This window comes from Bradyrhizobium sp. Ec3.3 (genome assembly GCF_000472925.1).
In the GTDB taxonomy this organism is placed as follows: Bacteria; Pseudomonadota; Alphaproteobacteria; order Rhizobiales; family Xanthobacteraceae; genus Bradyrhizobium.
This window is the reverse complement of sequence record NZ_AXAS01000021.1, coordinates 24,827-51,111: the sequence shown is the minus strand read 5'-3', so window position 1 is coordinate 51,111 and position 26,285 is coordinate 24,827. Positions and strand designations below refer to the sequence as shown.

General features: G+C 64.0%; 24 protein-coding genes and 2 pseudogenes. 6 read left to right on the top strand and 20 right to left on the bottom strand.

Features of this window, described 5'->3' with window-relative positions; all coding sequences use genetic code 11:
- The first annotated feature begins 47 nt into the window (after positions 1 to 47).
- Both YUU_RS51395 and YUU_RS0122575 read left to right on the top strand, forming a co-directional pair.
- Positions 48 to 764 (top strand): HAD-IIA family hydrolase, encoded by a 717-nt coding sequence (locus YUU_RS51395; RefSeq protein WP_051389841.1) that lies wholly within the window; start codon positions 48 to 50, stop codon positions 762 to 764.
- Positions 765 to 766: 2 nt separating this feature from the next.
- Positions 767 to 1,702: a MurR/RpiR family transcriptional regulator gene (locus YUU_RS0122575; RefSeq protein ID WP_245288071.1), complete on the top strand. Its 936-nt coding sequence runs from the start codon at positions 767 to 769 to the stop codon at positions 1,700 to 1,702.
- Positions 1,703 to 1,795: 93 nt separating this feature from the next.
- Here YUU_RS0122575 and YUU_RS0122570 read toward each other — a convergent pair whose 3' ends face one another.
- The 9 genes and pseudogenes from YUU_RS0122570 to YUU_RS0122530 all read right to left on the bottom strand — a co-directional run bounded on the left by YUU_RS0122570 (position 1,796) and on the right by YUU_RS0122530 (position 10,361).
- Complete coding sequence (locus tag YUU_RS0122570; protein ID WP_027524456.1) at positions 1,796 to 2,833, bottom strand: patatin-like phospholipase family protein; 1,038 nt, start codon at positions 2,831 to 2,833, stop codon at positions 1,796 to 1,798.
- Positions 2,830 to 3,759, bottom strand: a complete 930-nt coding sequence (locus YUU_RS0122565) for a polyphosphate kinase 2 family protein (protein WP_027524455.1) — start codon at positions 3,757 to 3,759, stop codon at positions 2,830 to 2,832. The genes YUU_RS0122570 and YUU_RS0122565 overlap by 4 nt, the downstream gene beginning before the upstream one ends.
- Positions 3,731 to 4,739 (bottom strand): annotated as a pseudogene (locus YUU_RS51390) (branched-chain amino acid ABC transporter permease); the annotation flags it as partial. The gene YUU_RS0122565 and the pseudogene YUU_RS51390, both read right to left, overlap by 29 nt.
- On the bottom strand, positions 4,736 to 5,617 hold the full coding sequence (locus tag YUU_RS0122555; protein ID WP_027524454.1) for a branched-chain amino acid ABC transporter permease: 882 nt from the start codon (positions 5,615 to 5,617) through the stop codon (positions 4,736 to 4,738). The pseudogene YUU_RS51390 and the gene YUU_RS0122555, both read right to left, overlap by 4 nt.
- Before the next feature lie 14 nt (positions 5,618 to 5,631).
- Positions 5,632 to 6,336: an ABC transporter ATP-binding protein gene (locus YUU_RS0122550; RefSeq protein ID WP_027524453.1), complete on the bottom strand. Its 705-nt coding sequence runs from the start codon at positions 6,334 to 6,336 to the stop codon at positions 5,632 to 5,634.
- Positions 6,337 to 6,341: 5 nt separating this feature from the next.
- On the bottom strand, positions 6,342 to 7,109 hold the full coding sequence (locus YUU_RS0122545; protein ID WP_027524452.1) for an ABC transporter ATP-binding protein: 768 nt from the start codon (positions 7,107 to 7,109) through the stop codon (positions 6,342 to 6,344).
- Positions 7,110 to 7,126: 17 nt separating this feature from the next.
- Positions 7,127 to 8,473, bottom strand: a complete 1,347-nt coding sequence (locus tag YUU_RS0122540) for an ABC transporter substrate-binding protein (protein WP_027524451.1) — start codon at positions 8,471 to 8,473, stop codon at positions 7,127 to 7,129.
- Between the two features lie 112 nt (positions 8,474 to 8,585).
- On the bottom strand, positions 8,586 to 9,290 hold the full coding sequence (locus tag YUU_RS0122535) for a hypothetical protein (RefSeq protein WP_027524450.1): 705 nt from the start codon (positions 9,288 to 9,290) through the stop codon (positions 8,586 to 8,588).
- Positions 9,291 to 9,332: 42 nt separating this feature from the next.
- Entirely contained in the window at positions 9,333 to 10,361 is a 1,029-nt protein-coding gene (locus tag YUU_RS0122530) for an ABC transporter substrate-binding protein (protein WP_027524449.1), read from the bottom strand.
- Positions 10,362 to 10,498: 137 nt separating this feature from the next.
- Here YUU_RS0122530 and YUU_RS0122525 point away from each other — a divergent pair, with 137 nt between their 5' ends.
- Positions 10,499 to 10,948: a cupin domain-containing protein gene (locus tag YUU_RS0122525; RefSeq protein ID WP_027524448.1), complete on the top strand. Its 450-nt coding sequence runs from the start codon at positions 10,499 to 10,501 to the stop codon at positions 10,946 to 10,948.
- Between the two features lie 68 nt (positions 10,949 to 11,016).
- Here the strand turns inward: YUU_RS0122525 and YUU_RS0122520 are convergent, their stop codons facing one another.
- Positions 11,017 to 11,805, bottom strand: coding sequence for an ABC transporter permease (locus tag YUU_RS0122520; protein WP_027524447.1), 789 nt, complete (start codon positions 11,803 to 11,805; stop codon positions 11,017 to 11,019).
- Positions 11,805 to 12,620: an ABC transporter ATP-binding protein gene (locus YUU_RS0122515; RefSeq protein WP_027524446.1), complete on the bottom strand. Its 816-nt coding sequence runs from the start codon at positions 12,618 to 12,620 to the stop codon at positions 11,805 to 11,807. The genes YUU_RS0122520 and YUU_RS0122515 overlap by 1 nt, the downstream gene beginning before the upstream one ends.
- Positions 12,621 to 12,761: 141 nt before the next feature.
- Here YUU_RS0122515 and YUU_RS0122510 point away from each other — a divergent pair, with 141 nt between their 5' ends.
- A complete protein-coding gene (locus YUU_RS0122510) occupies positions 12,762 to 13,544 on the top strand; it encodes an ABC transporter ATP-binding protein (RefSeq protein WP_027524445.1) in 783 nt (260 codons plus the stop codon).
- Positions 13,541 to 15,100 carry an ABC transporter permease/substrate-binding protein gene (locus YUU_RS0122505; protein WP_027524444.1) on the top strand — a complete coding sequence of 520 codons (1,560 nt, stop codon included), beginning with the start codon at positions 13,541 to 13,543 and terminating at the stop codon, positions 15,098 to 15,100. Before YUU_RS0122510 ends, YUU_RS0122505 begins: the two co-directional genes overlap by 4 nt.
- A gap of 188 nt (positions 15,101 to 15,288) precedes the next feature.
- Here the strand turns inward: YUU_RS0122505 and YUU_RS0122500 are convergent, their stop codons facing one another.
- Positions 15,289 to 17,001, bottom strand: a complete 1,713-nt coding sequence (locus tag YUU_RS0122500) for a sulfatase-like hydrolase/transferase (protein WP_027524443.1) — start codon at positions 16,999 to 17,001, stop codon at positions 15,289 to 15,291.
- A 352-nt stretch (positions 17,002 to 17,353) separates the two neighbouring features.
- The gene (locus YUU_RS0122495; RefSeq protein ID WP_027524442.1) at positions 17,354 to 18,013 is read right to left on the bottom strand and encodes a TetR/AcrR family transcriptional regulator; all 660 of its coding nucleotides are present in this window, start codon (positions 18,011 to 18,013) and stop codon (positions 17,354 to 17,356) included.
- A gap of 110 nt (positions 18,014 to 18,123) precedes the next feature.
- On the opposite strand from YUU_RS0122495, the gene YUU_RS0122490 reads away from it, so the two are divergent.
- Positions 18,124 to 18,744 (top strand): hypothetical protein, encoded by a 621-nt coding sequence (locus tag YUU_RS0122490; protein ID WP_035663051.1) that lies wholly within the window; start codon positions 18,124 to 18,126, stop codon positions 18,742 to 18,744.
- Positions 18,745 to 19,248: 504 nt separating this feature from the next.
- Here YUU_RS0122490 and ilvC read toward each other — a convergent pair.
- The 7 genes and pseudogenes from ilvC to YUU_RS0122455 form a co-directional block, all read right to left on the bottom strand.
- Positions 19,249 to 20,268, bottom strand: a complete 1,020-nt coding sequence (gene ilvC / locus YUU_RS0122485) for a ketol-acid reductoisomerase (protein ID WP_027524440.1) — start codon at positions 20,266 to 20,268, stop codon at positions 19,249 to 19,251.
- Positions 20,269 to 20,400: 132 nt separating this feature from the next.
- Positions 20,401 to 20,986 (bottom strand): annotated as a pseudogene (locus tag YUU_RS51385) (LysE family translocator).
- Position 20,987: 1 nt separating this feature from the next.
- Positions 20,988 to 21,863 (bottom strand): EamA family transporter, encoded by an 876-nt coding sequence (locus YUU_RS0122475; RefSeq protein WP_027524439.1) that lies wholly within the window; start codon positions 21,861 to 21,863, stop codon positions 20,988 to 20,990.
- 61 nt (positions 21,864 to 21,924) lie between these two features.
- Positions 21,925 to 22,614, bottom strand: coding sequence for a class I SAM-dependent methyltransferase (locus YUU_RS0122470; protein WP_027524438.1), 690 nt, complete (start codon positions 22,612 to 22,614; stop codon positions 21,925 to 21,927).
- A 3-nt stretch (positions 22,615 to 22,617) separates the two neighbouring features.
- Positions 22,618 to 23,160: an acetolactate synthase small subunit gene (gene ilvN, locus YUU_RS0122465; RefSeq protein ID WP_027524437.1), complete on the bottom strand. Its 543-nt coding sequence runs from the start codon at positions 23,158 to 23,160 to the stop codon at positions 22,618 to 22,620.
- Between the two features lie 153 nt (positions 23,161 to 23,313).
- Entirely contained in the window at positions 23,314 to 24,297 is a 984-nt protein-coding gene (locus YUU_RS0122460) for a threonine dehydratase (protein WP_027524436.1), read from the bottom strand.
- Between the two features lie 4 nt (positions 24,298 to 24,301).
- Complete coding sequence (locus tag YUU_RS0122455) at positions 24,302 to 26,077, bottom strand: acetolactate synthase 3 large subunit (protein ID WP_027524435.1); 1,776 nt, start codon at positions 26,075 to 26,077, stop codon at positions 24,302 to 24,304.
- Between the last annotated feature and the right edge of the window lie 208 nt (positions 26,078 to 26,285).

Sequence of the window (26,285 nt, the reverse complement as noted above, 5' to 3'; positions counted from 1 at the left end):
TGCTTATAGACTGAATAACATTCAATTCAAGGGCGGAGAGGCGGAAGGTGAAGCAGGGATGGAGAGCACGGGGCTATCTCGTCGATCTCGACGGGACACTGATCAGCGACAACAAACCTTTGCCAGGTGCGCGGCGCATGCTGGACGCCTTCGGCGGACAATTCGCCCTGGTTTCCAACGACGCGGAGCACACGCCCGCCGAGCTTGCCCGGCTGCTGCTCCAGATCGGCCTTCCAATTGACCCCGGCCGGATCGTGCTCGCCGGTGCCTGCACGCTCGACATCATCGCGCAAGAGCGGCGCGCTTCGCGCGTGATGCTGCTCGGCAGCCCTGCCCTCCGCGAATATGGCCGCGGCCTGGGTCTGAACATGACAATGCTCGAGCCGGACATCGTCGTGATCGCGCGCGATCGCGCCTTCAACTATGACAAGTTGTCATTCGCGGCAAACCTGGTACGGGACGGCGCCCAACTGATCGTGACGAACCCGGATACCACGCATCCCGGCAGGGCCGGATCGGTCGTACCGGAAACCGGCGCACTGCTTGCGGCGGTCCTGTCTTGTGCCGGCGCCGTCTCATATCGCATCATCGGCAAACCCGAGCCTGCGCTGTTCGAACGAGCGTTGACGCGACTCGGCGTCAGTCCATCCGAGGCCGTGATGATCGGTGACAACCCGCACACCGATGGAGCAGGCGCCGGCCGGCTCGGAATCCGCTATCTTAATGTCGAGACGATGCAACGTCTCGTCCTATCAGGTGATTGAAAATGCCCTCAACGACGAAGAAGCGCGGCGTGCAAAAACCACGCATGAAACAGGCGGACCCAGCCGCCAAGCCCGAGCATTCGCCGACTCTTTCTCCGAGCGGCATGCTCGAACGGATCGCAGCGACCAAGGCCGACCTGCCGCCAACGGCGAGCCGGATCGCGGACTTCATCAGCGCCCATCCTGCGGAAGTCGTGCACATGTCCGTGACGGAGGTTGCCGAACGCGCCGGAGCGAGCGAAGGCAGCGTCGTCGCGTTCTGCCAGCAACTCGGTGCGCGCGGGTTCCAGCAGCTCAAGATCGCGCTCGCGCGCGATCTTGTGCAACCGGTTCAGTTCATCCACGAGGATCTGAAGCGGAACGACGACGTCGCGACTGTCGTCGAGAAGATCTTCCAGTCCAACCTGCAGGCCCTGCAGGACACGCGCAAGGTCGTCGATTCCGCAAAGATGGCTGCTGCCGTGAAGGCCATCCTCCAGGCCGATCGCGTCGAGGTCTACGGAATCGGCAGCGCCGCGCCCGTGGCTGAGGATGCGAACTATCGCCTGCTCCGGATCGGAATCGAATCGAAGGTCGTCCTGGATTCACACGTTCAGGCGATCAGCGCCTCGCTGACCGGGCCGCACGTCGCGGTCCTTACGATTTCGCATTCCGGCAGCACGCATGAGACGATTGCGGCGACACGGCTTGCGAAGGAGGCCGGCGCGACGACGATCTGCATTTCGAACTTCGGCAAGTCGCCCATTCAGCGCTACTGCGACATCATGCTACACACGATGGCCAAGGAAACCAGCTTCCGGACGGAAGCTATGACGAGCCGCATCGCTCAGCTGGCGATAGTTGACGCGCTCGTTTGCTGTGTGGCGCTCGCCAAATATGACAACGCGGTCGCAACAATCACCAAGACCTTTGAAGTGCTCTCAATCAAGCGAGCCTAAGTCTCGCGATGATTGCCAACCTGGGTGCATCTCTTTCTGCCGCCCCGCAAGGCGTCGGGATCGCAAGAGGCAGCTCGAACAGGCAACCCGACCTCAGAGAAACATCTCGGTCAGATCGACCGTCGAGGCATTGCCGATCTGCCCAAAGTGCTTGTCGAGCCAGCTTCGCGCCGCCTCGCGGCCCTCATCGCGCAACCGGCACAACAGGCTCCATTCCGGGTGGAATTGCGTCGCAGTGCCGAGCTGCGACATCAACTGATCGTTGCCGATCCAGTGCATGTACATGCGACTGTGGGTCTCCTTGTCGAGCTCGCCATTGTCGATCAGTTTCGTCGCGAAGGCGATCGCGCGCATCTCGCGCATCAACGATGAGTTGAAGCTGATCTCGTTGATACGGTGGAGCACGTCGGCCGCGCTCGCCGGCAACTCGTCACGCCGGATCGCAGTCACCTGCACGATGATGACGTCGTGGCTGCCCTTGCGATAGATCAGCGGAAAGATCGCAGGGTTGCCGAGATAGCCGCCGTCCCAATAATGCTCGCCGTCGATCTCGACGGCCTGGAAATAGGGCGGCAGGCAGGCCGAGGCGAGCACGGCGTCCGCACTCAAGAGTGGCGTCTGGAACACCTTGATCTTGCCGGTGCGGATATTGGTGGCATTGAGGAACAGCTGGGGCGCATCCGGCGAGGAATTCAGCCGGTCGAAATCGACGACCCGCTGCAACAGCGCGCGCAGCGGGTTGAAGTGGAAGGGATTGAGAACGTTCGGCGGCACCGTGTGGGTCAGGGTGTGGATGAAGGAGTGCACCGGATGATACTCCGGCGGCAGCTTCAGGGCCTGGATCCACTGGTTGAGCGGCGAGAACAGGTCGTACACCATGTCCATGCGCGAAACCTCGTACCAGAACTGATGCAGGTTCTCGCGCGCGGCTTCCGCGCCGCCGAGCGCCATGCCCGAAGCCATCGCCACCGCATTCATCGCACCGGCGCTGGTCGCACTGATCGCCTCGATCGCTAGCCTCCCGTCCTCCAGCACGAGGTCGAGCACGCCCCACACGAACGCGCCGTGCGCTCCGCCGCCCTGTAGCGCGAAGTTGACGTTCTTCACGTTCTTGCTGCCGTTGCCCCTCACCTTGCGCGCTTCCTCCCTCCCTTCGCTTCACCCTCCAGGGCCTGCTGCACCGCCTTGAACTCGCGCAGCGAAGCCCTGTCGGCGCGCGGAAATTGCAGGTCGAGCCGCTCGAGCGCGGCGACGATGACGGCCCCGATGACGACACGCGCGAACCATTTGTGATCGGCGGGCACGACATACCAGGGTGCATGGGTCGTCGCAGTGTGCCGGACGATGTCCTGATACACCGCCTGGTAGCGCGGCCACAGCGCACGCTCCTTGATGTCATCCATCGAGAATTTCCACTGCTTGGAGCGGTCCTCCAACCGGTCGAGAAAGCGTTGGCGCTGCTCCTCCCTGGACAGGTTGAGGAAGAATTTCAGCACGACGGTGCCGTTGCGGACGAGGTAGCGCTCGAAGGCGGAAATGTCCTCGAACCGTTCGCGCCAGATGTTCTTGGTGACGAGCCCGGGCGGCAGCTTCTCCTTGGCGAGGATTTCCGGATGCACGCGCGTCACCAGGCATTCCTCGTAATGGGAGCGGTTGAATATCCCGATAAGACCGCGCGCCGGCAGCGCAACGACATGGCGCCAGAGAAAATCATGATCGAGCTCGTGGCTGGTCGGCGCCTTGAACGCATGGACCTCGCAGCCCTGCGGGTTGATGCCTTCGAACAGCGCCTTGATCGCACTGTCCTTGCCGGCCGCATCCATACCCTGGATGATGATCAGGACCGACCAGCGGTCCTGCGCGTAGAGCTTCTCCTGGAAATCGGCGAGATGCTTCTTGTTGACCTCGAGGATCTTTTGCGCCTCGTCCTTGTCGAGACCGCCCCTTTCGTTCGTCTTGTGGTCCTTCAGGTGAAATTTCCCCGAACCGTCGAAACGGTACGGCGTGATGAACCTGGCGAGCTCTGCGGCGAGCGTTTTGGAGGGTTTCTTGTTCATGAGCTCGGAGACGGTTTGCGTTGCGGCTTCAATCGTTCGAGCAGGCTACCAAGAATGCCCTTGGGGAGGAATATGATGAAGAGGACGAGCAGGACGCCGTAGACGAGGTTGTCCCATCCGACGGCCTTGGTTCCAAATCCGATGCGCAGGGATTCGGCGAGCAGGATGGTGATGATGGCGCCGACGGTCGGGCCCAGTGAAACGAACAGGCCGCCGACGATGGCCGCAAAGACCATCTGGAGCGACACGGCGATGCCGCTCACCGTGTCGGGCGTGATGAACATCTGGTACTGGCAGTAGATCGCGCCGGCCAGCGCCGTCATCAGCGCGCTGATCAGCGTGATCTTCAGCTTCTCCGCGGTGACGTCGACGCCGGCGGCGGCCGCAGCGTCCTCGTCCTCCGAGATCGCCTCCAGCGCGAAGCGGCTCATGCTGCGATCAACCCAGTGCCAGACCACGAGCCCGGCGAACCAGACCGCAAGCGCGACCAGATACCAGGTCGTCTTGTCATCGAACTGGAGCGCCCAAAGCTTGTTGCCCGCCGCCCGGTTGGGCGTATAGCCGAGCGAGCCGCCGGTCCAGTCGCGCGTGGCGGTAATGACCTGGAGCACGATGCCTGACAGCGCCAGGGTGACCAGAACGAAGTAGTGCCCGGTGATCCGGAAGCGGAAACAGGGATAGCCGACCACAAGCGCCAGCGCACCGGCCGCGATCATGCTGATGGGAATGCCGATCCAGGGCGACAAGCCCAGATGGTTCCACAACAGCGCCGTGACATAGGCGCCGATCCCCATGAAGCCGCCATGGCCGAGCGAGACCAGGCCGAACCGCCCCATCATCGACCAGGATGTGTAGGCGAACGACCAGATCAGGATCAGCACCAATATGTGCAGGTGATAGGGATCCCGATAGACAAATGGCAGCGCAACGAGCGCTGCAAGCCCGACCGCCCATGCAACAAGCTGCGCCTGTCTCGTCATCGGCGCCTCGAGAGCAGGCCGGCGGGCCGGATGAACATCATGACGATGAAAAAGGCGAACGCCAGCACGTAGCCCCATTCGAGATCGGAGAACAGGCCGCCGAGCGAGATGATCTCGGCAAAGACGAAGGCGGCGATGAAGCCGCCGATGAAATTGCCGAGGCCGCCGAGCACGCAGATCAGGAAGGTGATCGGCCCAAACGACAGGCCGACGAATGGATGCACGTCGTATTGCAACACCAGGAGGCAGGCGGCGAGGCCGGCGAGCGCGCCGCCAAGTGCCGAGGTGATGATATACATCCTCTTCGTATCGACGCCCATCAGCGCCATGATCTGGCGGTCCTGCGCGATGGCGCGGATCGCCGTACCGGTGAAGGTACGCGTCATGAAGAGATAGACGGCGACCATGCCGACCAGCGCCGCAATGAAGGACAACAGCCGGGCATAGCTGAAATTCATGTCGCCGAGCGCGAGCACCGGCAATCGGATGCCGAGATTGCGGAAGTCGATGCCGAAAGCGACAGTGGCGAAGCTCTGGAGCACGAACAGCACGCCGCCGGTTGCGAGCAACTGGTTGATGGGCGGCGCGGTCAGGAGCGGAGCGATGACGAGATAATGCAGCGCCGCACCGAGCAACGCGACCAGCAGGATGGTGAAGGGCGCGGCGATGAAATAGCTGATGCCGTAATACTGGACCATGAAGTACATGGCGTACATGCCGATCATCACGAGCTCGGCGTAGCAGATCCAGGTGACGTCGATGACGCCGAAGATCAGGTTCAGGCCGAGCGCGAGCAGCGCCAGCACGCCGCCGAGCAGGATGCCGTTGATGACAGCCTCCAGCAGGTAGATGTCGAAGATGTCTAGAAACGCCTGCATGCGCCTGCCCGCCCTCACACCCCGAGATAAGCTTCCTTGACCGTATCGCTCGCCAGCATCTCGGCCGAGCTGCCGGACGCGCGGATCGACCCGGCCTCGATCAGATAGGCGCGATCGACCACGCGCAGCACCTGCTGCACGTTCTGCTCGACGATCAGAACCGTCAGCCCGCTCGCACGAATCCGCTTCACGAGCTCGAACACCTGCTGCACGACCACCGGGGCGAGCCCTGCGGAGGGCTCATCGAGCAGCAGGAGCTTTGGATCGGACATCAGCGCGCGGCCGATCGCACACATCTGCTGCTCGCCACCCGACATGGTACCGGCCATCTGGTGGCGGCGCTCCTTCAGGCGCGGGAACAGGTCGAAGACGATCTCCAGACGCTCGGCATATTTGTGGCGTGCCTCCTTCATGAAGGCGCCCATCTTGAGATTGTCATCGACCGACAGTTGCGGGAACAGCCGCCGGTTCTCTGGTACATGCGCGATGCCGAGACCGACGATGCGGTGCGCTGGCGTCGTCACGACGTCGACGCCCTCCATCCGGATCGATCCGCGCACGGGACGGATCAGGCCCGAGATCACCCGCATCAAGGTGGTCTTGCCAGCACCGTTCGGGCCGATCACGCCGACCGCCTCGCCGGGCTTGACCTCGAGACGGACGTCGAACAGCGCCTGGAAGCTGCCATAGCCGGCGTCGACGGATCGAAGCTCCAGCATGGTTGCTAACCTCCGGCGCGGCGCCGCGCTTCGGCAGCCGCGGCTTGTGTGGTCTCGGCGTCGGTGCCGAGATAGACCTCGATGACCCGCACGTCGCTGGCGACTGCGCTCGGCAGCCCCTCCGAGATTTTCTCGCCGTGATCGAGCACCATCACGCGATCGACCACGCGCATCAGGACGCCCATGATGTGCTCGACCCAGATGATGGTGATGCCGAGATCGTCGCGGATCTTTCGCAGCATGTCGGCGGCCTGGTCCATCTCGGCTTCATCAAGGCCACCGAGGCTTTCATCGGCAAGCAGCAGCTTTGGTCCCGTGGCGAGCGCCTTTGCCAGCTCGAGCTTCTTGAGCCCTGCGGCACCCAAGCCGTCGACACCGGCATGCCGATCGGTCGGCAGGCCGACCATGGCGAGCGCGCGCTCGGCGGCCTCCTCTGCCTTGGCGCGGCTGTGGCGGCCTTGCCCGTAGTAGCCGGCGAGCGCGACGTTCTCGAATATCGTCAGGCGGCGAAACGGCCGCGGGATCTGGAAGGTGCGGCCGATGCCGCGATTGATGATCCTATGCGGGGCGAGCCCCGCGATCTCGCTACCTGCGAACACGATCGAGCCGGCGGTCGGGTTGAGCGTGCCCGAGAGCATGTTGAAGATGGTGCTCTTACCCGAGCCATTGGGGCCGATCAGGCCGAGGATCTCCCCCTGATCGACCCTGAAGGATACGTTGTTGACGGCCGTGAAGCCGCCAAAACGTTTCACCAGCCCGCGAACTTCCAGCACCGCATCCCTCCGCCGCGCTACTGGTTGCTGTAGGTGGTGCCCTTCGGCAGCGGCAGCACGGCCTCGCGCTGCATCTGGCTCTTCGGCCACACCACATAGGATTTGTCGTCGAGATATTGGATCACGACAGGAAACGAGCGCTCGTTCTGGCCCGCCATCGGCGTTCCCTCGCCATAGAACTTGACGCCGAAGCCGAGCATGGTGCCGCCTTCGGGGATGTCGGTATCGAGCGCTGCCTGGCGCAGCGCGTCCGGATCGATGCCGCCATACTTCCTGATCGCGCGCGGCAGAACGTCCGCCATGAAGACGTAGGTGTTGGAAGCGCCGATCCCGACATGGGCGGAACGGATGGCGACACCCGGCTTGAACTTGTCGAACTCCTCGCCGACCATCTTGATCACGGGCGCGAGCTTCGGATCCATGGTCTTCTGGTTGGCGAGCCAGATCGAGATCGGATCGGTGTTGAAGATGTAGTTGGCGTCAGCGCCCATGCCCTCCTTCAGCTTCTCATAGACGCCGTAGCCCGCACCATGACCCATCAGCGCGCCGAACTTCAGGCCCTGCTCGCGCGCCTGGCGAAGCAGGAGCGTGATATCGGGATTATAACCGGTGTGGAAAATCACGTCGGGCTTGGCGCGCTTGAGCTTCGTGACCAGCGCGGAAAGGTCGGGCGCGGTCGCCGAATATCCCTCCTTCAGCACGACGTTGAAGCCGGCCTTCCTGGCGCCGGCCTCGTTGCCCTTGGCGACGTCGACGCCGTAGGTGCCGTCCTCGTGGATGATGGCGACGCGCAGGTCCTTCGGCTCCTTGCCGAGCTTCTCCTTCGCGTTCTGCGCGATGAAGTCCATCGTCATCATGCCGAACTGGTCGCCGCTCGCCTGCGGGCGAAACACGTATTTGTAGTTCTTGTCGGAGAATACGGCGGACGAGATGCAGGTCGTCATCCACATGAACTTCTTCAACTGTTCGACGCGGGCCGCGACCGGCACGCATTGCGCCGAGGAGAAGAAGCCGAGCACCATGTCGACCTTCTCCTGCTCGAGCAGGCGGACGGATTCGTTGATGGCGACGTCGGGCTTGCTCTGGGCGTCGGCGTAGACGGCCTCGACCTTGTAGCCCTCGACGCCGGTCTTTGCGAACTGGTCGAGGATGATCTTGGCGCCGATATATTCGAGCTCGGAGCCGCCGCCGGCGAGCGGGCCGGTCAGGTCAAAAATCACGCCGATCTTGATCTTCTTCTCCTGAGCCTGGGCAGATGCCACCAGACCCGACGCCGCGATCGCGACCATCAGCCCAGGTACAAGGCGATGTACTAGGTGATGTACCAAGTGACGTACCAAGCGGGCAGCCATGCGCATGCGCATCAAAACCTCCCTGGACGATTGTGCGTTGCAGTCTTCTTGCTTTTACTTTTTTGCCCATCACATGGGCTGGGAGATGCGATGTCAAGCCGAATAGCGTCGCGGGCTTAACGCGTCAGCGCGCGGCGAACTGCTGCTCGATGAAGGCCGTGACGAACCGCGGCATGGTCGGCGTCAGATCACTGACCCCGCGGACCAGGTGAATGCCGGCAAGCTCCGGATGCTCTTGCGCTGCAAGGTTGGCCTCGATCCGGGCGCGAACCGCTTCACCCGGCAGCTTCATGTCTAGCACCCGGATAAGCGCGATCGCAGGTCCCGACACCACGCAATGCCAATGCGCTTCCGCCTGATAGTCGGCGGCTGTGAGCCCTGTCTCCTCCTCGATCTCGCGCTCTACGCTGCCGGGAATGTCGAGCGCGCCGTCCTTGACGTCATCGAGGTCCGGCGTGCCCGACGGAAAATAGATGCGTCCCGCATTCGCCGTATGCTCGCCCATTACGCCCAGCACGAAGGCTCCGTCCGAGGCGCGCAGCGCGCCCATGCCAAAGCCGTTGAACACAGCCTTGTCGGGGAAACCCCAGTCGCGCCAAGCGAGAAAGCTGGCGAAGTCGGTCTCGAAGTAGCTCGCTGCGAAACGATCTTCGGAGAGAACGGGATCGCGGCCGATCAGCACGCGGCCGTTCCATAGCTTTGGCCGTTCGCGCTGCTTCTCGGCGAAATGCGCCACGATCTCGGCGCGCCGCTCTTGCTCGAACGGCCACGCCTCCGATCCTACCGATAGATCAAGCGTCTTGACGCGATGAATGCTCGGAGACGTCATGACGCCTGCATATCAAAGTTTCACGTCATTTGCCTGGCATTATTATTTTGAGTTCATCCCCGTGGTCTTCTTGGCCTGCTCGACGAACTTGTTGGTGAAGGTCTTGCTGACGTCGATCTTGGCATTCGCAACCTCGGGCGATCCGACGCTGAACACCGCAAGCACGGCGTCCGCACCCTTCGGGTCCATCTTGCCGGTCTCCGAGAACATCGGGATCGTGTTCTTCAGCGCGGCGAGATAGAGCTCCTTGTTCTTGCCGACCATTTCCTCCGGCATCTTCGCCATGATGTCTTCCGGCGAGTGCGAATGGATCCAGGCAAGCGTATTCAGCATCGCATTGGTCAGCGCCTGCGTCTCCTTCTCGTGGCCGGCGACCCAGGCCGCCGTCGAATACAGCGCGCCGCCCGGATATTCGCCGCCGAAGGTCTCGAGCGTGTCCTTCTGCGTGCGGGTGTCGCTGAGAATGCGCAGGTCCTTGTGGCTGCCCTGGAGCACGGTGACGGAGGGATCGAGCATCACGGCCGCATCGATCTGGCCCTGCTCCATCGCCGCGACCGCGGTCGCACCTAGGCCGACGCCGATCACCGCGGTGCCGGCGGGATCGAGGCCGTTCTTCTTCAGGAGATATTTCAGGAAGAAGTCGGTCGAGGAGCCGGGCGCGCTGACGCCGACCTTCTTGCCGGCGAGATCCTTCACCGACTTGATCTCGTTGGTATGCGAGGGCGCGACCACCAGCACGAGGCCGGGATAGCGGTCATAGACCACGAAGGCCTGCAACTCCTGCTTCTTGGCGGCGAGGTTGACGCAATGGTCGAAATAGCCGGAGACGACATCGGCGCTGCCGCCGAGCACGGCCTTGAGCGCATCGGAGCCGCCCTTGAGGTCCACGAGGTCGACATTGACGCCGGCCTTCTCGTACTCACCGAGCTGTTTTGCCAGCACCGTCGGCAGATAGCACAGGCAGGAGCCGCCGCCGACCGCGATGGTGACCTTGCTCTGCGCTGCGGCGAAGCCGGTGGTGAGCGTGAGCGCGAGCAGCGCGCCCGCGAGCCTGGCAATCGTGTTCTTCATTAGTTTCCTCCGTTCGGCTGGCGGCACATTAGAGCAGCAGGACTGGCTTGAGAAGCGCTGGCCAGGACACTGGTCATCGGACTTTCGACGCAATAGCATGACGGCATAACAACAACCCTGGATCCGGAGGATCTTCCATGAACCGCATCGCAATCGCCGTCTCGCTCGCCGCCGCCTTCGCCGCAGGGTGCGGCGTGACCTACCTGTTCCAGCCGGCTTGGGCTGCCGAGAACATCACCGCGCAACTCATCCACACCGGCGAGATGCAAGGCGATGCGCTCGGGCCTGCGAACGAGGTCGGCTACCGCTCCAAGATGTTCATGGCCGCAGACGGCGCCACCGTCTCGATCCAGGTCGGCAACGTGCCCAAGCATTTGCATCCCAACACCAACGAGATCCAGTACATCCTGGACGGGACCGGGACGATCTGGCTCGGCGACAAGGAGGTGACGGTAAAGCCGGGTGACCTCGTGATCATTCCCAAGGGGACGCCGCATGGCGGCACCAAGCCGATCAGCGGACAGGTCAAGGCGATCGCGATCAAGACGCCGCCACAGGCCCCCGACGACACCAAGCTTCTGGACTGAGCTCGAGTGGCTCGCACAGGTGTCCGGGCCCGCATCCCTGCGCGGGTCCGGCAACGGTCGCACCATCACTAGCCTCGCCCGTCCGCGGCCGTCGGCCGCCACACGAGAAGCCGGCGCTCCACCATCGTCACGCCCATGTCGATCAGGAGGACGAAGGCTGACAGCACGAACATCCCTGCAAACACGCCGGCGACGTCGAACACGCCTTCAGCCTGCTGGATCAAATAGCCGAGGCCTGCGGCCGAGCCGAGATATTCGCCGACGACTGCGCCGACCACGGCAAAGCCGACGGAGGTGTGCAGCGAAGAGAACATCCACGACAGCGCCGAGGGCCAGTAGACGTTCCGCATCAATTGCTGCTCGCTCATGCCGAGCATGCGGCCATTGTCAAGCACGGTGCGGCTGACCTCCTTGACGCCCTGATAGACGTTGAAGAACACGATGAAGAACACAAGCGTCACACCGAGCGCGACCTTGGACCAGATGCCGAGGCCCAGCCACAGCGCGAAGATCGGCGCGAGCACCACGCGCGGCAGCGCATTGACCATCTTGACATAGGGATCGAACACGGCGGCGACCACCGGCTGCCGCGCGAACCAGAAGCCGACCAGCACGCCGCCGAGCGAGCCGATCACGAAGGCGAGGATCGATTCCCAGAGCGTGATCCAGAGATGCTTCCAGATCACGCCGCTCGCGAACCATTTGACGATCTGGCTGAACACGTCGACCGGGTTGGAGAAGAAGAATGGCGGCAACAGGATCTTTCCGAACACCGGAACCGTAGAGAGCACCTGCCACAGCACGATCGCGACCACGGCGACCAGCAATTGCAGCGAAAGCAGCGTGAGGCGCGACATCAGACCGCCTCCGCCTGGGTGGATTGTGCGTAGCCCTTCATCACCTCATCCTTGAGCACGCTCCAGATCTCGCGATGGAGCGCATGGAACTCCTTGTCCAGCCGCACCTCGAAGATGTCGCGCGGGCGTGCAAGCTCGACGCGCCAGTCGCCGATGATGCGCGAGGACGGGCCTGCCGACATGATCACGACGCGGTCGGCGAGCGCGATCGCCTCTTCCAGATCGTGGGTGACGAACAGCACCGCCTTGCGGTCGGCGCTCCAGAGCTCGAGCAGGAGATTGCCCATGACCTGCCGCGTCTGGGCATCGAGCGGGCCGAACGGCTCGTCCATCAGCAGGATTTTTGGATCGCGGATCAGCACCTGCGCCAGCGCCACACGCTTGCGCTGGCCGCCGGAGAGCATATGCGGGTAGCGGCCCGCGAACGCGCCAAGCCCGACCGAGGTCAGCCATTTCTGTGCGCGCGCAAGCGCCTCGGGGCGCGGCGTGCCCCTGATCTCGAGGCCGATCGCGACGTTGTCGACGGCCGTCTTCCAGGGGAACAGCGCATCGGCCTGGAACAAATAGCCGGCATCCTTGTTGAGGCCGGCGAGCGGCCGGTCGAACACCTTGACGCTGCCAGCGGCGGGCTTCAGCAACCCCGCGGCGACGTTGAGCAGGGTGGATTTGCCGCAGCCGGTCGGGCCGACGATGGCAACGAACTCACCTTGGCCGACAGCGAGCTGCGCCTGTTCGACCGCGGTATAGACGCGCCCGTCCCCCAGCCGGAATGCGACTTTCGTATCCTCGAGCGCCACCGCCGTGGGCATTGTCATCTGCCGATTTTCTCCCAGCTCTTGGCTGGATGCCTTAGCCGCTTGCGCCGGCAAGTTCAATCGAGCGGCCAAGCGTGGTACGCATGCGGGGTCGCCTCCATCAAACTCCCCTTGCGGGAGTGCAGGGCTGGGTCGGTACCGATGGCCTCCAAACCCGTGATCGGCTACGCGCAGGTCGCGAAAAACTTCGGCTCGGTCGTGGCCGTGAACGGCGTTTCGCTCGACGTCGCCGAGGGCGAGTTTCTGGCCATCGTCGGCGGCTCCGGCTCGGGCAAGACCACCCTGCTGCGGCTGACCAACCGGCTGATCGAGGCCGACCGTGGCACGATCACGGTTGAGGGCGAGGATATCAGCCACGTCGACCCTGTCGCGCTGCGACGGCGCATCGGCTACGTCTTCCAGAGCGGCGGGCTGTTTCCGCATCTGAGCGTCACGGACAATATCGGCATCACGCCGAAGCTGCTGGGCATCCCGGAGAAGGAGATTGCCGCACGCGTGGATGAGCTGCTCGACCTGGTACGGCTCGACCGTACCCAGCATCGCGATCGATTGCCGCAAGACCTGTCCGGCGGACAGCGCCAGCGCGTCGGGGTGGCGCGGGCACTGGCCGCGCGTCCACGCATCGTGCTGATGGACGAGCCGTTCGGCGCGCTCGATCCCCTGACCCGCGACGCGCTCGGCGAAGATTATCGCGCGCTGCATCACAAGCTCCGCCTGACCACGGTCATGATCACCCATGACATGACGGAAGCAATCTTGCTTGCCGACCGCATCGCGGTGATGCGCGCCGGAAAGCTGCTCGCACAGGGCACACCGGCGGAGCTCGGCCGAAGCGACGATGCCTATGTGCTGGAGCTGCTCCGCACGCCGCGGCGCCAGGTCGCGCGACTGAACGAGCGGCTGCCGCAGGGTGGTGCGGCATGAGCCTGATCTCCGATCCACGCTGGGGCGAGGCGCTGTCGCATCTGCCGGACTATCTCGGCAACCATGTGCGGGTGAGCCTTGCCGCGCTCGCGCTCGGGCTCATCGTGAGCCTGCCGCTCGCGATCCTCTGCCGCAATCGCCCGGTGGCGCGCAATATCCTGCTCGCGCTCGCGAGCATCGTGCAGACCGTGCCGGGGCTAGCCCTGCTCGCGCTGTTCTATCCGCTCCTGCTGCTCGCGGCCTCCGTGACACTCGCCTGGTTCGGCGTCGCCTTCTCGGCCTTCGGCTTCCTGCCGGCGATGCTGGCGCTGGCGCTCTATTCCATGCTGCCGGTGCTGCGCAACGGCATCACCGGCTTGAACGGCATCGATCCCGCTTTGCTCGAAGCGGCCCAAGGCGTCGGCATGACGCCGCGGCAATCGCTTGTCATGGTCGAGCTGCCGCTGGCGCTGCCGGTGATGATGGCGGGCATTCGCACCGCCGCCGTCTGGGTGATCGGCACGGCGACTTTGTCGACGCCGATCGGGCAGACCAGCCTCGGCAATTACATCTTCGCCGGCCTGCAAACCCAGAACTGGGTGTTCGTGCTGTTCGGCTGCTTTGCCTCCGCCGTGCTGGCGCTCGCGGTGGATCAATTGCTTGGCCTGATCGAAACCGGCTTGCGCAACCGCAACCGGCTGCGCACGACGCTCGGCGGCGTCGGGATTGCCGCGCTGGTCGCCGCGACGCTGGTGCCATCGCTTGGACGCTCGTCGCCCGCTTACGTCGTCGGCGCCAAGACATTCGCCGAGCAATACGTGCTGTCGGCCCTGATCCGGGACCGCCTGGCGGCGGCTGGCCTGCCCGCGACGACGCGCTCGGGCCTCGGCTCGAACGTCGCCTTCGAAGCGCTGAAGGCCGGCGACATCGATCTCTATGTCGACTATTCCGGCACGCTCTGGGCCAATCAGTTGCACCGCACGGATATCAAGCCGCGCAAGGAGCTGATCGACGAGCTGAAGACGGCACTCGCCAAACAGAACATCACTCTGCTCGGCGAGCTCGGCTTCGAGAACGCCTATGCGCTGGTGATGCCGCGCAAGCGCGCCGAGGCGCTCGGCATTCACTCCGTCGCCGATCTCGCCGCGCATACGGCAGGCCTCTCGATCGCCGCCGACTACGAGTTCTTCTCGCGCCCGGAATGGGCGGCGTTGCGCGATGCCTACGGGCTCGCGTTCCGCGCCCAGCGCCAGATGCAGCCTGATTTCATGTATGCGGCGGTCGCAAGCGGCGAGGTCGACGTCATCGCGGGCTACACCAGCGACGGCCTGATCGCGAAATACGACCTCGTGACCCTCGACGATCCCAAGAACGCGATCCCGCCCTACGACGCCATTCTGCTACTCGCTCCCAAGCGCGCCGGCGATGACCGGCTCAAGGCCGCCCTGAAACCGCTGCTCGAACGGATCGACATCGCCGACATGCGCGAAGCAAATCTGCGCGCCAGCGGCAACGATGCGAACTCGTCGCCCGACGTGGTGGCGAAGTGGCTGTGGGAGAAGGTGGGGAAGCGGTAGGCGCGGTGGCCTCACGCGCATCTGCCAGACCTGTCACCCTGAGGTGCTCGCGGAACGCGAGCCTCGAAGGGTGAACGGCCGAGACGCAGCCTGGCCGTCGTCCTTCGAGGCTCGCCCAGCGGCGAGCTTGCGCCGCAGGGCTCACACCTCAGGGTGACGGCGAGAGAGCGTCGCTCGGGCGAGCAACGCTACAGCCCGTGGATCATGCCGGCGTTGATCAGCAGGCGGTTTAGGCGACGCGCCTCCTGGCCGTCCTTGCAGCCATAGAAGATGCCCTTGCAGCGTAGCATGACGTCCTTCTGCGCGGCGAAGGACGGGTCAAGCGGGATACCGGCGGCCTCCTGGATCACCAGCGGCAAATAGGCGCCGTCGATCGTGTCCATCACGGCGTCGCTGTTCACCGGCTCGAAATTGATGGCGTCGATCGCATAATAGGTGGCGTAGAGACGCGGATCATAGTCGTCGAGCTTCTTGCCGAGACTGCCTTCGTCGAGGCCCGGTTCGAGGATCTGCGGCGCGAATTCCGGCTGATGATCGCCATAGCGCACGATCAGGAACGGCTCGTTCGGAAATTTCTTCTTCAGGCCGGCCAGGAAGGCCTGGTACTGCTCGGCGCTCATCGCCTGCCGGCGCAGATATTCGTCGATCGACGATGTGTTGCCCGGCGCGCGCCAGTTCGGCATCAGGTCGGGACGGAAGCGTGTCTCCCAGGGGAAATGATTGGCGCCGAGATAGATGAAGCTGAACAGCGGCTTGTTCGGCGGCTGCTGGCCCATCAACTCAAGCGCCTTGTCGTAGAAGAAGGAGTCGGGCTCGACGTCCTTGGCGCCGAGATCCTTCGCGTCGTAGAAGCGCTCTATGCCGGTCGTCATCTGGAAGCTGCGCGCGCTCATGAAGGCGCCGTAAGCCGGATAGAGCGACATCGTGTCGTAGCCACAGCGGCGCAAGCTGAGCGGCAGGCCGCGCTCAACGCGCCCCGAGGCGATGCGCGTCACGAAATAGGCAAAACGGCCGAAGGAGCGCGACGACAGGCCGGCGAGCACGTTGTATTCGGTGAACCAGCTCGGTCCGCCATTGCTCTCGGCGAGGAAGGTGCGCTGCTTGCCGTCCCAAGATTTGAAATGGCTGCCATAGTCAGGCGGCACCTTGATGCCTCTCGCGGCGCGGATGTCGAAACTGGATTCATCATGGATCATGATGATGTTCGGCCGCCGCCCCGCGGGGTGGCAGGCATCGACCAGCGGCATGTTGAGATGCTCGCCGGTGGACGCGGCCGACTCCATGAAGCCGTATTGCGCGAAGTCGGAGACCGCGGTGACACCGGAGCGGAAGAATTTTGAGAGATAGCCGTCGTCGTAATAGCCGCGCCAGGCTTCGTCCGGATGATAGAGGGAATAGCCGACCAGCGCGGCAAGGCAGGCGAGCTTGCAGGTGAGCGCCGGCAGGCGGCGGACGCGGAACGGATCGAGACACCACAGTGCATACATCAGCGGCAGGATGACGAGGCAGGCGCCGATCACCGACCAGCGCAGGTTTGGGAAGATCGTGAACAGGAAGGCGACGGTGTCGCGGTCGATCATCATCAGGTCGATGAAGTTCACGGTCATCTGCACGACGTCGTGCTTGAGCCGCGACAGCAGCACCAGCACCACGACCATGGTCAGCGACAGCGCGCCCGACAGCGCGGGGCGGCGGAGCAGCGTGATCCAGAAGAAATTGAGGATGCCCCAACTGAGCGCGAAGCCGAGGCGCGAACTGAAATCGGTCTCGGTCTCGTACATCAGCGCGAGCGCGGCCAGATGCGGCGCCGCGACGGCGAGCAAGCGCCAGATGCCGATCGCGGCAACGCTCGCCAGCACGGCGGTGGCGGCGGAAGGACCTGGGTTAGGCGCGGACGCCATCGACGACACGCTGAACACGATCCGGCGCGGTGATGCCAAGCCATCTGGCCAGCCTGCTGGCGGCCAGGGCGTCCGGCGCCGCCGGGGAGCGCCGTGTCACAAAACTGTAACGGAACAGCCATGGACAGGCAACGCGATGCGCTGTCCGACCTTCGCTTAATGTTGGCGGGCGGCGAATGAAGTGCGCGCCGCGCGCCCTACTCTATCCCCTCACCCAGAGGAGCCTGCGAAGCAGGCGTCTCGAAGGGCGAGGCCCGGACCGGCGGCCGGGCCTCTATGGTTCTCGCGGCGATGCGAAGCATCGTCCGCTAGACGGCTGTGCGCGCCTCCTCACCATGAGGGTTGGACAGGGTCAGCTGCCGCGTTTGGGCTTCGCGATGCCGGAGATGAAGACGTCAATCACCGCTTCGGCCATCGTCTCGATCTCGCCCTCCTCCACGCCCCAACGCGGAAAGTGGCCGTCGAGGTTCATGCGGGCGAAACCGTAAACCAGGGCGCGGGCGGCGATCTGGATCGGCTTCAGCTCGCCCTGTCGCAATAGGCCAAGCGCCGCGGCCTCACGCAGCATCCGTTCGGTCAACCCGATCAGCTCGGCATTGTCGCGGGTGAGCCCGGGCGAGCTGCCGTGGGCGAAGTAGCGCCCTGTCGAGATGATCTCGAAGTGGGCGGGGTTGCGCATCGCCCAGCGCAGGTAGGCAAGGCCGAAGGCGCGCAGGCGGGCGAGCGGATCGCCAGCCGGCGCCTGCGTCAGCACAGCATCGATCTCCACCCGAAACCGGCGCTGCGCTTCTTCGGCGACCGCAGCCATCAGTGCGTCCCGGTTGGGAAAATGCCGGAACGGCGCTCCCGGTGAAACCGCCGCCCGCCGCGCCGCCTCGCGGACGGAGACCTCACCGCCTTCGGCCGCCAGTTGCAGCGCAGCGTCGATCAGCACGCGGCGGAGATCGCCGTGGTGGTAAGGCCGGGCTTCGGCGGCGCGGGAGCGGCGCTTCGGGGGCTCACGGGCGGGCATCGAAAACTCCTAGCATCACCCGAACGTGAATGTAAGCGCCGATTACACCGTTGACCTAGACGAGTCCGCCAAATGTAATCGATGATTACATAACGGAGGAGACCGTCGTCATGTCGCAACGTCAAAGCTGGTTCGAGGGCTGGCGCCTGCTCGCCCTGCTCAGTCTGAACCTGATCGTCCTGTGTATCTGGATCGCCGCGATGCGGCAGTTCGAGGTCGAGGGCGTTCGGATGGTGATCCGCTTCACGGCGCGCAGCTCGCTCCTCCTCTTCTGCCTGGCCTTCAGTGCCGCCGCCCTGGCGCGGCTCTGGCCCAACGCCTGGACCCGCTGGCAGCGCCGCAACCGGCGCTATCTCGGCCTCGGCTTTGCCCTCTCCCACGGCCTCCATGCGGTTGCGATCTTCGCCTTCGCCAGGATGGATCCGGCCGGCTTTGCGGCAGCGACCTCGGCCGCATCCTACCTCTTCGGCGGGATCGGCTACGCCGCCATCATCGCGATGGCGGCGACCTCGTTCGACCGCACGGCCGAGCTGCTCGGCCCCCGCGCCTGGCGCGCCCTGCACCTGACAGGCGGCTACTATCTCTGGTTTCAGTTCATGGTCTCGTTCGGCAAGCGCGTGCCGGCGATGCCGCTCTATGCGGCCTTCCTCGTCCCCCTCCTCGCCGTGATGGCGCTGCGGCTGATCGCGATGGCCGCGAGCTCGCGCCCGAAGCCGGCTGCGGCGGACTAGGCGCCAGCGCTCGCATCTGCGATGGCCGGCAAGAATATCGATCAGACGTCAGCTCTTAAGATGATGTACTACGCGAAGCCGTCTTCGTGGATTCGCGCGAATGATCACAGCGCAGATGAAGAGCCGAATCTTAGACTCTGAAGTCGCAGGGCTTTTGAGGATTGGGAGGGTGAGGCCAAAGCCTCAGAAATCGCGCGAGATCAAGAATGTGCTTTAAGCGTCAGTTCTTGATCTTCAGACTGCGCTTCAACATCGAAGAATTTGAATGAAGCACCAGCGCTTGGCGCTGAGAGGAAAGCGCGAGATCGCAGCTTGCGATCTCGCGCCGGTTGTAGTTGCGAAGGTTTAAGATTTGGTTTGGCCGTCGAGAGCGCGTCAGTTGCTTGACTCTCGCGTCCCGGACGCGGTGCAGCGCGTAAGCGGTGCACCGTAGAGCCGGGACCCATGGCCCCCGGATCAGCAGCGCATCACTTGCGCGCCGCGCTGCGTCCGGGGAAAGAGGCCTTAGTTCTTGCTCTTGTCGACCAGCGCGCCCTTCTTGATCCAGGGCATCATGTCGCGGAGCTTCGCGCCGACTTCCTCGATCGGGTGGGCCGCGAGCTTGGCGCGGGTCGCCTTGAACGAGGTCTGGTTGACCTTGTTCTCGAGCATCCAGTCGCGCGAGAACTTGCCGGACTGGATGTCGTTGAGAACCCGCTTCATCTCCTTCTTGGTCTCGTCGGTGATGATGCGCGGGCCGGTGACATACTCGCCGTATTCGGCGGTGTTGGAGATCGAGTAGTTCATGTTGGCGATGCCGCCTTCATAGATCAGGTCGACGATCAGCTTCACCTCGTGGAGGCACTCGAAATAGGCCATCTCAGGGGCGTAGCCGGCTTCGACCAGGGTCTCGTAGCCGCCCTTGATCAGTTCGACCAGGCCGCCGCAAAGCACCACCTGCTCGCCGAACAGGTCGGTCTCGCACTCTTCCTTGAAGGTGGTCTCGATGATGCCGGCGCGGCCACCACCGACAGCCGAAGCGTAGGAAAGGCCGAGGTCATGGGCGTTGCCCGAGACGTCCTTGGCGATCGCGATCAGGCAGGGCACGCCGCCGCCGCGCTGATACTCGGAGCGCACGGTGTGGCCGGGGCCCTTCGGGGCGATCATCAGCACGTCGAGGTCGGCGCGCGGATCGAGCAGGTTGAAGTGGACGTTGAGGCCGTGGGCGAAGACGAGCGCGGCGCCCTTCTTCATGTTGTCGTGCAGGTGCTCGCGGTAGATGTCGCCCTGGAGCTCGTCCGGGGTCAGCATCATGACGAGGTCGGCCCATTTGGCGGCCTCGGCGACTTCCATCACCTTGAAGCCGGCGTTCTCCGCCTTCTTGGCCGAGGCCGAGCCCTTGCGCAGCGCAATCGCCACCTCCTTGACGCCGGAGTCCTTCAGGTTGAGCGCATGGGCGTGGCCCTGGCTGCCATAGCCGACGATGGCGACCTTCTTGCCCTTGATCAGGTTCAGGTCGGCGTCGCGATCGTAATAAACACGCATAGTCGTTTCCTCATTGAGGGCCGAAAATCGGCCAATGGTCAGGGTCCAAAGGTGAAATTTGCGGATTTCGGGGGCTGTCTAGAGCATTTTCCGCCCCGAAGGAAACCCGTTTCTGCATGGAAATCCGCGACATCATGCATCCATGAAAACGGGGTAGAGAGAGGCAAGCAACAGAACAGGCGCGGACAAGGCGCTCTGAGGTCAGGACCGGCCGGAGCGCGCTCCCGAACAGGGCCCAGACCACGGTCGAGACCGTGCCTACGATCAGGCTGATCAAGGTCTGGATGGCGATATTGACGGGGAATTGGGCAATGGCCGCATAGGCAGTGATGGTGCCGATCACGATCACCCAGCCCTTGGCATTGATCCACTGGAACATGGCCGCGCCCCAGAAGGTCATCGGGCCCCTGCCCTTCTCCTCGCCCGGCTTGGTCGGGCCGGAAAGGGCGATCGCGGCAGCCAGATAGATCAAATAGGCGGCGCCGGCATATTTCAGGATGGTCTGGAGGATCGGATAGGCCAGGAAGACCGTCCCCAGCCCCAGACCGACCGTTGCGACCATGAAAGCAAAGCCGATGGTGATCCCGGCGATGTGCGGAATGGTGCGGCGGAAGCCGTAGGTCAGGCCCGACGACAGCAGCATGATGTTGTTCGGCCCGGGGGTAAAGTACATCACGACCGCAAAGACGATGAAGGCATAGAGGAGCGACATCTTCACCTCACGCTGTCTTCGGCAGGACTTGCGGGCGCCTGGCCAGCAGCATCACCGCGATACCGCCGATCACAGTCAGCATGCCGGCGAGCCGCAGGGGTCCGAACCGTTCGCCGAACACGATGCTGGACGCAGCCGAGCCGACGAAGGGGACCAGCAGCGCGAACGGCACGACCTGCGCAGCCGGATAGTCGCGCAAGAGCCGGCCCCACAGCCAATAGGCGATGCTGGTCGAAACACCGCCAAGCGCCAGCATGCAGAGGGCTGACGTCAGCGACATGTGCGTCAGCGCTCGCCAGGTCGGCCCGGGACCATTGGCGATCAGCGCCAGCGCGAACAGCGGCACGGCCGACGTCAGGCACAGCCAGGCGAAGAGCTCGAACATCGGAACGCCGCGGGCGCCGCGCAGCAGGAGATTGCCGATCGCGAAGGAGATCGGCGAGATCATCAGCACGGCGAAGGCACTGACGCTGAAATCATAGCCGACGGTGCCGCAGATCAAGAGCAGGCCGACCGCGGCAATGGCAACGCCTGATGTCTGGACCGGCGTCGGCCGTTCGCCGAAGGCGAGCACGGCAAAGCCGATGGTGAACAGCGCCTGGCTCTGCACGACGACGCTCGTGAGCCCCACCGGCACGCCATGGGCGATACCGTAGGCCTGAGACAGGAACTGGCCGAGGAAAAGCGTGAAGCTGATCGCGATCAGGAGCGGCCAGGCGATGTCAGGCTTGCGGATGAACAGGCAGGGCACCGCGGCGATCGAAAAGCGCAGTGCAGTCATCAACTCCGGCGACAATTCGTCGAGCGCCAGCCGGCTCGCCACGAAGGCAAGTCCCCAGACGATCGCCACCATGACGGCGATGAGGATGTCGGCCGGCTTCATTGTTCTTCTTCGGGCTCTGTTCTGTTGCGTGTTCTTGTCGTTCAGCCTTGCTCGCCGGCGCTTACGTCGAAGGGGTGGGTTTGCACAGCAGATAGGTGCCGTGCATGGGGGCGTGGTAGTCGGCCGAGACCAGCGTGAAGCCGACGTCAGTCAGCATCCGCTCCATCACCCAGCCGAAGGTGGAATATTCGTCGCGCATATGCGTGACGACGCTCTCGCGCGAAAACTCGTGGTTCTTGATCTGGAAGTCGGCCCATTGCTCGACGTCGCGCTCTGCCGCATCCGGCATCGAGACGAAGACGATGTCGCGCAGATAGAAGCTCGCGCCCGGCTTCAGCGCGCGATAGATGCGCGACAGCGCCACCACCTTCCAGAAATCCGGCAAATGATGCAGCGTGAATTCGCTGACGATGAGGTCGTAGGAGTCCGGCTGATAGGCGAAGCTGAGCAGGCCGGCCGACTGCGTCGCGACCTTGGCCTTGCGGTCACGGGCATAGATCTCGGCAAGAGCCAGCATCGCCGGCGAGATATCGATGGCGTCGACCTCGGCGCCCATCAGCGCGGCTTCGGTCGCGAGCACGCCGTTGCCGCAGCCGATGTCGGCGATGCGCCAGCCCCGCTGTACGCCGAGCATTTTCAGCGCGGCGCGCGCGCGCAGATCGGCGTCATCGTGATTGTCGTAGATCGAAGCGACCGCGGGCTCGATGCCCATCCGGTTGCGTTCGTTGTAGTACCAGTCGCGCGCCAGCATGGTTCACATCCCTTCAGGCCCGCGACCGATCGCGGCAACGCCCGTGCGCGACACCTCGACCAGGCCGATGGGACGCATCAGGTCGATAAACTGATTGATCTTGTCCGTATTGCCGGTGATCTCGAACACGAAGCTCTCGGTAGTGGCGTCGATCACGCGCGCGCGGAATGCGTCCGCGAGCCGCAGCGCCTCGACGCGATGTTCGCCTTCCCCGCGCACCTTCACCATCGCCAGTTCGCGCTCGATCGAGCGCTTGGTCTGCGTCATGTCGACGACGCGATAGACCGGGATCATGCGGTCGAGCTGGTGCTTGATCTGCTCGATCACCATCGGCGTGCCCGTGGTGACGATGGTGATGCGCGAGAGATGTTTTTGGGCTTCGGTCTCGGAGACCGTGAGACTCTCGATGTTGTAGCCGCGTCCCGAGAACAGGCCGATGACGCGGGCGAGCACGCCGGGCTCGTTCTGCACGAGCACCGAAAGCGTATGCGTCTCGTTGGGATCGTGGCGGTCCTCGAGGAAATAGGCGGATGCGGGCTGGTTCATTATCGTCCCCTCAAATGTCTCTCTTGTCATGCCCCGCGAAGGCGGGGCATCCAGTAATCACCGGCGCCTGAGATTCCCACGACCGCCGCGGCGTACTGGATCGCCCGGTCGAGCCGGGCGATGACAGCGGTGTTGTTGATCCGACCCGCAACATCATGCGACCACCCTTTGGGTTGTCGGCGCGTCCGTCCCGACCCATCGGCGGAACAGATCGAAATCGATATTGCCGCCCGAGAGCACGAGACCCACTCGTCTGCCCCCGAGCTTGCTCTTCTCCTGCAGCGCAGCGGCAAGCGCGGCCGCGCCGGCGCCTTCGGCGAGATTGTGCGTGTCGGTCCAATAGGCGCGGATCGCCGCGCCGACCTCGTCGTCGGTGACCTGCACAATGCGCGAAGCGCCCTTGCGGATGAGTGCGAGCGCGTCCGCGTCGGGAATGCGCGTCGCCATGCCGTCGGCGAGCGTGTTGCTGGTCTCCGTCGTCACGACCGTGCCCGCCGCAAACGACAGCGCGTATGACGGCGCCTCCGTCGACTGCACGCCGACGATCTCGGTCTTCAGGCCGAGCAAGTCGCGCGCCATGATGCAGCCGCAGATGCCTGAGCCCTGGCCAATCGGCACGTAGAGAATGTCGAGGTCAGGTGCGGCCCGGAACAATTCCAGCGCATAGGTCGCAACGCCCAGCACCAGGTCCGGGTGGAACGACGGCACCATGTGCAGGCCGGCGAACTGCGCACGGCGCTCGGCCTCCTCGCGGGCGGCCTGAAAGTCCTCGCCGTGCTCAACGAGCTCGGCGCCAAAGGCCGTCATCGCGCGGTTCTTCTCGACCGAGTTGCCGCGCGGCACGTAGATCACCGCCGGCACGCCGTGGCGGCTTGCGGCAAACGCCAGGCTCTGCCCGTGATTGCCGCGCGTTGCCGAGATGATGCCGGGCGTGTTCGGCTGCTCGCGCTTCAACCGCTCGAGATAGACGAGCCCGCCGCGCACCTTGAAGGCGCCGATCGGCGTGTGGTTCTCATGCTTGACGACGACGCGGGTACCGAGCCGCTGGCTCAGCAGCGGCCAGGCGTGTGCCGGCGTCGCCGGCACCGCCTGCCCCACGATCGCATGTGCGCGTTCGAGTTCCTTCAGGTCGAACATCGCATCACACCAGCGCCTTGCCGCCGGCGAACGCGACTGCCGTGGCCTCGTCATTGGCCTGCTCCGGCAACAGCATCTCGTTATGCGCCTTGCCGGAGGGGATCATCGGGAAGCAGTTTTCGAGCGCCGCGACGCGGCAGTCGAACAGCACCGGACGCTTGACCGAGATCATCTCCTTGATCGCGCCGTCGAGATCGGAGGGCTTGTGCGCCTGGATGCCGACGCCGCCATAGGCTTCCGCGAGCTTGACGAAATCCGGCAGCGCCTCCGAGTACGAATGCGACAGCCGGTTGCCGTGCAGCAGCTGCTGCCACTGCCGCACCATGCCCATGTACTGGTTGTTCAGGATGAAGATCTTGATCGGCAGCTCGTACTGCACGGCCGTCGACATCTCCTGGATCGTCATCTGCACCGAGGCATCGCCGGCGATGTCGATGACGAGGCTGTCCGGGTGGGCCACCTGCACGCCGACCGCGGCCGGCAGGCCGTAACCCATGGTGCCGAGACCGCCGGACGTCATCCAGCGATGCGGCTCCTCGAAGCCGAAGAACTGTGCCGCCCACATCTGGTGCTGGCCGACCTCGGTGGTGATGTAGACGTCCTTGCCGCGCGTCAGCTCGAACAGGCGCTGGATCGCGTGCTGCGGCAGAATGACGTCGTTGTTCTTCTTGAAGTACAGCGAATTGCGCGCGCGCCATTGCGCGATCTGCTGCCACCACGCCTTGATGTCGGGCTTCTTCGCCTCGGCCTTGAACACCTGCAGGATGTCGCCGAGGATGTTGCCGCAGTCCCCGATGATCGGGATATCGACACGGATGTTCTTGTTGATCGAGGACGGATCGATGTCGATGTGGATCTTCTTCGAGTTGGGGGAGAACGCGTCGACGCGGCCGGTGATGCGGTCGTCGAAGCGCGCGCCGACGCACAGCATGACGTCGCAGTCATGCATGGTCATGTTGGCTTCGTAAGTGCCGTGCATGCCGAGCATGCCGAGCCAGTTCTTGCCCGACGCCGGATAGGCGCCCAGGCCCATCAGCGTGGAGGTGATCGGGAAGCCCGTGACCTCGACCAGCTCGCGCAACAGTTTCGAGGCCTCAGGCCCGGAATTGATCACGCCGCCGCCGGAATAGATCACCGGACGCTTGGCATTGGCGAGCAGCGAAACGGCTTTGCGGATCTGCATCGCGTCGCCCTTCACGCGCGGCGCGTAGGAGACGTGCACGTCGGACTTGCGCGGCGGATGGTAGGTGCCGGTCGCGAACTGCACGTCCTTCGGCACGTCGACCAGCACCGGGCCCGGCCGGCCCGAGGTCGCGACGTAGAATGCCTCGTGCAGGACCTTGGCGAGATCGTTGACGTCGCGCACCAGCCAGTTGTGCTTGGTGCAGGGACGCGTGATGCCCACGGTGTCGCATTCCTGGAACGCGTCATTGCCGATCAGATGGGTCGGCACCTGGCCGGTGATGCAGACCAGCGGGATCGAATCCATCAGCGCGTCCGTCAGCGGCGTCACCATGTTGGTGGCGCCGGGGCCGCTCGTCACCAGCACGACGCCAGGCTTGCCGGTCGAGCGCGCATAGCCTTCCCCGGCATGGCCCGCGCCCTGCTCGTGCCGGACCAGGATGTGCTGGATCTCGCTCTGCTGGAATATCTCGTCATAGATCGGAAGCACCGCGCCGCCGGGATAGCCGAAGATGTCGGTCACGCCATGATCGATGAGCGCGCGCACGATCATCGCGGCGCCGGTCATCTGGTTCGGATCGTGGCTGTTCTCGGTCATTGTCTTGCTCCGGATGCGCTGTTGTCAGCGGCTTCTTCGAGGTCTGGTTCGGGAAATAAAAAAGGGCCCCAAGAGGCCCCATGCGCACCGCTCGGTTTTGGATGGCCGCTAGCCATCCCCGGCGATGCGCCTGGGTACGACGACGATAAGGAGTTTGGTAATAATGTTACGCATGAGGTCGGCCCGGCTTCCCAAAGGTTGCGCGAAC

What these genes read in the sequence shown, in the direction of transcription:
- YUU_RS0122575 (WP_245288071.1), top strand. Translation starts at nt 767, where the DNA reads ATGCCCTCAACGACGAAGAAGCGCGGCGTGCAAAAACCACGCATGAAA.
- YUU_RS0122490 (WP_035663051.1), top strand. Translation starts at nt 18,124, where the DNA reads ATGTCGCAACGTCAAAGCTGGTTCGAGGGCTGGCGCCTGCTCGCCCTG.
- YUU_RS0122495 (WP_027524442.1), bottom strand. Translation starts at nt 18,013, where the DNA reads ATGCCCGCCCGTGAGCCCCCGAAGCGCCGCTCCCGCGCCGCCGAAGCC.
- YUU_RS0122455 (WP_027524435.1), bottom strand. Translation starts at nt 26,077, where the DNA reads ATGACCGAGAACAGCCACGATCCGAACCAGATGACCGGCGCCGCGATG.
- YUU_RS0122510 (WP_027524445.1), top strand. Translation starts at nt 12,762, where the DNA reads ATGGCCTCCAAACCCGTGATCGGCTACGCGCAGGTCGCGAAAAACTTC.
- YUU_RS0122460 (WP_027524436.1), bottom strand. Translation starts at nt 24,297, where the DNA reads ATGTTCGACCTGAAGGAACTCGAACGCGCACATGCGATCGTGGGGCAG.
- YUU_RS0122500 (WP_027524443.1), bottom strand. Translation starts at nt 17,001, where the DNA reads ATGGCGTCCGCGCCTAACCCAGGTCCTTCCGCCGCCACCGCCGTGCTG.
- YUU_RS0122525 (WP_027524448.1), top strand. Translation starts at nt 10,499, where the DNA reads ATGAACCGCATCGCAATCGCCGTCTCGCTCGCCGCCGCCTTCGCCGCA.
- YUU_RS0122515 (WP_027524446.1), bottom strand. Translation starts at nt 12,620, where the DNA reads ATGACAATGCCCACGGCGGTGGCGCTCGAGGATACGAAAGTCGCATTC.
- YUU_RS0122540 (WP_027524451.1), bottom strand. Translation starts at nt 8,473, where the DNA reads ATGCGCATGCGCATGGCTGCCCGCTTGGTACGTCACTTGGTACATCAC.
- YUU_RS0122530 (WP_027524449.1), bottom strand. Translation starts at nt 10,361, where the DNA reads ATGAAGAACACGATTGCCAGGCTCGCGGGCGCGCTGCTCGCGCTCACG.
- YUU_RS0122555 (WP_027524454.1), bottom strand. Translation starts at nt 5,617, where the DNA reads ATGCAGGCGTTTCTAGACATCTTCGACATCTACCTGCTGGAGGCTGTC.
- YUU_RS0122550 (WP_027524453.1), bottom strand. Translation starts at nt 6,336, where the DNA reads ATGCTGGAGCTTCGATCCGTCGACGCCGGCTATGGCAGCTTCCAGGCG.
- ilvC (WP_027524440.1), bottom strand. Translation starts at nt 20,268, where the DNA reads ATGCGTGTTTATTACGATCGCGACGCCGACCTGAACCTGATCAAGGGC.
- YUU_RS0122475 (WP_027524439.1), bottom strand. Translation starts at nt 21,863, where the DNA reads ATGAAGCCGGCCGACATCCTCATCGCCGTCATGGTGGCGATCGTCTGG.
- YUU_RS0122565 (WP_027524455.1), bottom strand. Translation starts at nt 3,759, where the DNA reads ATGAACAAGAAACCCTCCAAAACGCTCGCCGCAGAGCTCGCCAGGTTC.
- YUU_RS0122470 (WP_027524438.1), bottom strand. Translation starts at nt 22,614, where the DNA reads ATGCTGGCGCGCGACTGGTACTACAACGAACGCAACCGGATGGGCATC.
- YUU_RS0122520 (WP_027524447.1), bottom strand. Translation starts at nt 11,805, where the DNA reads ATGTCGCGCCTCACGCTGCTTTCGCTGCAATTGCTGGTCGCCGTGGTC.
- YUU_RS0122505 (WP_027524444.1), top strand. Translation starts at nt 13,541, where the DNA reads ATGAGCCTGATCTCCGATCCACGCTGGGGCGAGGCGCTGTCGCATCTG.
- ilvN (WP_027524437.1), bottom strand. Translation starts at nt 23,160, where the DNA reads ATGAACCAGCCCGCATCCGCCTATTTCCTCGAGGACCGCCACGATCCC.
- YUU_RS0122535 (WP_027524450.1), bottom strand. Translation starts at nt 9,290, where the DNA reads ATGACGTCTCCGAGCATTCATCGCGTCAAGACGCTTGATCTATCGGTA.